At 70.1% G+C, this 4505-nt stretch carries 4 protein-coding genes; 1 reads left to right on the plus strand and 3 read right to left on the minus strand.

The features are described 5' to 3' along the window. Positions 1 to 288: 288 nt before the first annotated feature. Both VR44_RS36295 and VR44_RS36300 read right to left on the minus strand, forming a co-directional pair. Positions 289 to 591, minus strand: a complete 303-nt coding sequence (locus VR44_RS36295; protein WP_045951924.1) for a hypothetical protein — start codon at positions 589 to 591, stop codon at positions 289 to 291. Between the two features lie 112 nt (positions 592 to 703). Next, complete coding sequence (locus VR44_RS36300) at positions 704 to 3061, minus strand: immune inhibitor A domain-containing protein (protein WP_045951922.1); 2358 nt, start codon at positions 3059 to 3061, stop codon at positions 704 to 706. Positions 3062 to 3556: 495 nt separating this feature from the next. Between VR44_RS36300 and VR44_RS36305 the strand changes: the two genes are divergently transcribed. Then, positions 3557 to 3826, plus strand: a complete 270-nt coding sequence (locus VR44_RS36305) for a hypothetical protein (protein ID WP_045951923.1) — start codon at positions 3557 to 3559, stop codon at positions 3824 to 3826. A 30-nt stretch (positions 3827 to 3856) separates the two neighbouring features. On the opposite strand, the gene VR44_RS46645 is transcribed toward VR44_RS36305, so the two are convergent. Next, positions 3857 to 4505 (minus strand): RDD family protein (locus tag VR44_RS46645; protein WP_045951925.1); only part of this gene is annotated, 649 nt, incomplete at its 5' end.

The raw sequence follows: 4505 nt of genomic DNA on the forward strand, positions 1-4505 counted from the left end.
GGCCCGGGCCCGGCGCAGGCCCCGCCCGAGCCCGGCGCAATCCCCGCCCGAGCCGGCGCAGGCCCGGCGCAGTCGCAGTCCCCGCCAAGGCCCACGCCCGGCGCCCGGCAGGGCCCAAGGTCGGGCCGACGTCCCCAGGCCGGGCGCAGACCCGGCCCGGGCCCGACGCAGGCCCAGCGCAGTCCCGGCCCGGGCCCGGCGCAGACCCGGCGCAGGCCCGGCCCGGCCCCGGCGCAGTCGCAGGCCCCGCCCGGGCCCGGCGAGGGTCCGCCCGGGCGGCAGGTCCCGCTAGCGCCCCAGCAGCGCCCGGATCGGGTGCCACAGTTCCGCCGTGCCGTCCGGGGTGCCGCGCCACAGGAGGCCGTCCGGGTGGTGGAGGACCGCTGTGATCTCGTCCGGGGTCGGGGGGTGGGCGTTGCCGCGGAGGTAGACCGCCCGCATGCCGAGGTTCCGCAGCCTGGTCAGGGCGCGGGCCCGGTTCGCGGCGTGGACCAGGACGCGGACGTCCCCGCCCTCGCCGGACGGCCTCGGCAGCGTCAGCGCGACCACCACGCTGCCGCCCGGCAGTCTGACGAAACCTCCACCTGGCATGATCTTCAGCTCCCCCGTCAATAAGAACAGTCGTCCGTGCATCTAAACGCGATCGGCCGCCGCCCGCTAGAGGGCGACGGCCGATCATGCTTTGACCTGGGGCTTTATCCCATTACTTACCCGAGGGGCCGACCTCGATCGTCATCTGGAGGCCGTCGTAGGTCTCCTTCGCGATCTTGATCTTGGTGTTGGTGTCAGCGACCTTCACCGAACCGGTCGGGTTCTCGTCGTAGTAGTACTTGCCCTTGTGGTCGTCGAAGACCAGGTTCGCCGGCTTCGGCTTGACGAAGAGCGACTCGCCGTTCTTGTGCAGGGTGAACGCGTCCGTCGAGTAGGCGCTGAACGGGGCGTCGTAGGGCTGGATCTTGTTGCGCAGCAGCGTGCCGTCGGCCCACTTCATCGGCTTGGCGTTGGCGTCGATCGGCAGGATCAGACCCGAGCCGGGGTGCTGGCTCGTGTTGTTGTCCTTCTGCGACTTGTCCCACAGCCAGATCAGCAGACCGTCCTGGTACGGGTAGTGCTCGACCCAGTTCGGCTTCGAGTTGGCCCAGCCGAAGTTGTACGGGCCCACCTTGAGGGTGTGGTCGTACGAGACGTAGCGGCGGTTCTCCGCGATGTAGTACTGCGGGTACTCCTTGGTGAAGCCCGCGCCGACCCGCTGGAAGCCCTTGGCGGTCCAGCCGTTGTCACCGTTCTCCGCACCGTCGGCCAGCAGCGTCGCCCCGTCCGCGGTCAGGGTGATGGCGTCGGCCGTGAAGCCCTTGCCGCCCGCGCCGCCGTCCGTCTGGTAGCGGAAGCGCAGGTCGACCTTCTTGCCCGCGTAGGCGTCGAGCGGGAAGTTCAGGGACTTCCAGGCGCCGGAGACACCGGTCAGCGAGGGGGCGCCGGAGGCGTCGGCCGGGATGGCCGCACCGTCGGCGGTGCCGGCCAGCGCGGTCCAGGTGGCGCCGCCGTCCGTGGAGACCTCGGTGTAGAGGAAGTCGTAGTCCTGCTCGATGTCCCACCAGCCCTTGAGGGAGAGGGCCGCGGACTTCTTGCCCGTCAGGTCGACGGAGCGGGTCAGGGTGTTCTTGAGGTCGTCACCCATCTGGCTCCACCACTGCGAGGAACCCTCGGCGGGGGCGACGATGTCGGTCTTGACCTGCTTCTTCGGCAGCTCGACGACCAGCGCCTGCTTGTCCTTGGTGTTGTACTCCGAGACACCCAGCTTGTGCGTGGACTTCGTCGCGGCCTTGGCCGTGTCGTAGTTCAGCCAGCCCAGCTGGAGCTTGTCCCAGGCGGTCATGTCGCCCGGGAGGTCGCCTATGGAGTCCTTGCCCTCGCCGAGCCAGGAGCCCGCCGACATCAGGGACCAGAAGCCGACCGAGTTCTCGCCGCCGCCGGAGGTGTCGTAGAGGTCCGGCAGACCGAGGTCGTGGCCGTACTCGTGCGCGAAGACGCCGAGGCCGCCGTTCTCCGGCTGCATCGTGTAGTCGCCGACCCAGATGCCGGTGTCGCCGATCTGCGTGCCGCCGGCCTTGTTGCCCGCCGGGCCGGTCTTGCCGACGTCCGTGCCGTACGCGTACCAGCGGTGCGCCCACAGCGCGTTGGTGCCCTGCACGCCGCCGCCGGCCGACTCGTCCTCGCCCGCGTGGACGATCTGGAAGTGGTCGATGTAGCCGTCGGGCTCGTTGAAGTTGCCGTCGCCGTCGTAGTCGTTGCGGTCCCACTGGTCGTACTGCGCCAGCGTGGCCTTGATGTCGGCGTCGGACTTGCCGGCCTTCTTCTGCGCGTCCACCCACGCGTTCACGCCGTCGCGGACGGCGTCCCACACGTTGGAGCAGTTGGTCTGACCGCAGTAGTTCGAGCCGTAACGGGCCTCGTTCCACGGGATCTTGACCCAGTCGGCGACCTGTCCGTCGACCGAGTAGCGGCCGGAGGAGGTCTTCTCGTAGTAGGTCTTCAGCGAGTTCTTGCCCTGGCCGGTACCGAAGTACAGGTCCTGGAAGTAGTCGCGGCTGAAGTCCTTGCGCCAGGCGGTGCTGTTGTTGCTCGCGCGGTCGGGCTGCGCGATCTGGTTGTGCAGCGGGCCGGGCGTGCCCCCGTACTTGGGCTGCGGCGGCTTCGGGCCGTCCGGGCCGTCCGGGTCGAACATGGTCGTGTTGTCGACCTGGTCGCCGAAGTCGACGAGGATGGTGAAGATCTTGTCGGTCTTCTCGCGGCCGAGCTCGACGTACTTCTTGTCGTCGAGCTTGACGACCTTGGAGGCGCCGCGCTGCTCGACCTGCTTCTTGCCGGCCAGCACCTGGTCGAGGGCAGCCTCGCGCGCCTGCGCCTGCTGCTTGCTGAACGGGGTCTCCAGGTCGTGCTTGACCTTCTCCTGGGCAGGAGCGGTCGGGTCCTGCTTCCCGGAGGCGGGGACGTTGCCCCAACTGGTGTTGTCGGCCTGGGCCGTGGTGAAGATGGCGCCGGTGGCGGCGGTGGCCGCCATGGTCACGCCAACTGCGGCGGCGCGCAGCGCGCGACGCCTGGTGGAGTTGCCGGTCACTTGATGTCGTTCCCCTCCCGCGGCCGCGGGCGTTGGTCGGAACGTCTCCATAGGAGCGGGGGGTTCCGCGCGGCGCGCGTCTCAAGTGACGACATTTGACCGGAGAGTCTAAAGAAAAGACAGACCTTGACTTCTTCCTTACAACTGCACTATGCGGTCAGCGAGTTCCGTTATTCGGACGTTTGGAGCCATCAGGGCCTTCCGGGGCGAAGGGAGACTCCGAGGCCGGTTTCCCGTCCGGTTGCGACCCGGTTTGTGACTCCGTGCGCCCCCCGTGCACCGGCGCCGTGGGTTAGGTCACGCTTACCTGTGGCCTTCCTCGGGCATCCCGTCGTATGGGTCACTTGACGCGCGCGACCGTCGAGCGGACCCCGAGCCGACGTACCCACGCACCTCCCGCCGCTCCCGCCGCTCCCGCCTCCGAGGACGGAACACGTCATGCCGCGTCCGACTGCCGCACAGCTCGCCTACGGCTCCGCCACCGTCATCGTGTCGACGATCGCCATGCTGCTGCTCTCGCAGACGAGCACGGGGATCGGGGTCGCGGTCATCTCCGCCGCCGCGCTGGCCCTCGGGCTGCTGGTCGCCCTCACGGTGCCGCTCCCGCGCCGCCGCGGCCGGCACGCCGCCGTACGGAGCGGTGGCCGGCCGGCCCCGGGGCTGAGGCGTCCTGCTTGCGCCGACGCGCGCGGACGGCCGGCCCCGTGAGGGACCGGCCGTCCGTGCGGAGGCTTGTTCTCAGGGCACCGAGACCACCACGGTCTTCGCCGCCTTGTCGTGCAGGCCCTGTTTGTAGGGCTGGTCGACCAGGATCGAGATGCCCACGACGACCCACCACAGGCCGCAGCAGAGGAACACCGGCACCCAGAGGGTGGCCGCCCTGCCGAGGGCGGAGCCGGACGAGGGCACGCTGCCGTCGTTGAGCATGGCCACCCGCAGCCGCATCGCCTTCTTGCCGAGGGTCTGGCCGCTCTTCTGGGTGAAGAACCAGTCGTAGACGATCCAGACCGCGACGTAGACAAGCCACCACAGCAGGGCGGCACCGGTGAACCACCGGGAGGCGGAGTCGGTCAGCTCGCCGTTCTGATCGGTGTCCCTCGGGAGGGCGAAGCCGATCGCGAAGAGGATCAGCCAGAGCGGGACGAACACGACCACCAGGTCGATGAGGCGCGCGACGAGCCGTTTGCCCGTGTCCGCGAGCGGCGGCATGCCGGCGAGCGGGTCGGGCATCCCGTAGCCGCCGTACGGGTCCCCGGGGCCGCCGCCGTGCGGGGGCGGGGGCGGGGGCGGGTATCCCCCGCCGCCCGCCGGGCCGCCGGGCGGAGGTGGATATCCCCCGCCGCCCGCACCGCCGGGAGGCGGGTAGCCGCCGCCCGGGGGCGGTGAG

The sequence above is a fragment of the Streptomyces katrae genome, from assembly GCF_000966975.1.
In the GTDB taxonomy this organism is placed as follows: Bacteria; Actinomycetota; Actinomycetes; order Streptomycetales; family Streptomycetaceae; genus Streptomyces; species Streptomyces katrae.

Excerpts from the sequence above, each read along its gene's own strand:
- VR44_RS36300 (WP_045951922.1), bottom strand. The coding sequence starts at position 3,061 with ATGGCGGCCACCGCCGCCACCGGCGCCATCTTCACCACGGCCCAGGCC.
- VR44_RS36305 (WP_045951923.1), top strand. The coding sequence starts at position 3,557 with ATGCCGCGTCCGACTGCCGCACAGCTCGCCTACGGCTCCGCCACCGTC.
- VR44_RS36295 (WP_045951924.1), bottom strand. The coding sequence starts at position 591 with ATGCCAGGTGGAGGTTTCGTCAGACTGCCGGGCGGCAGCGTGGTGGTC.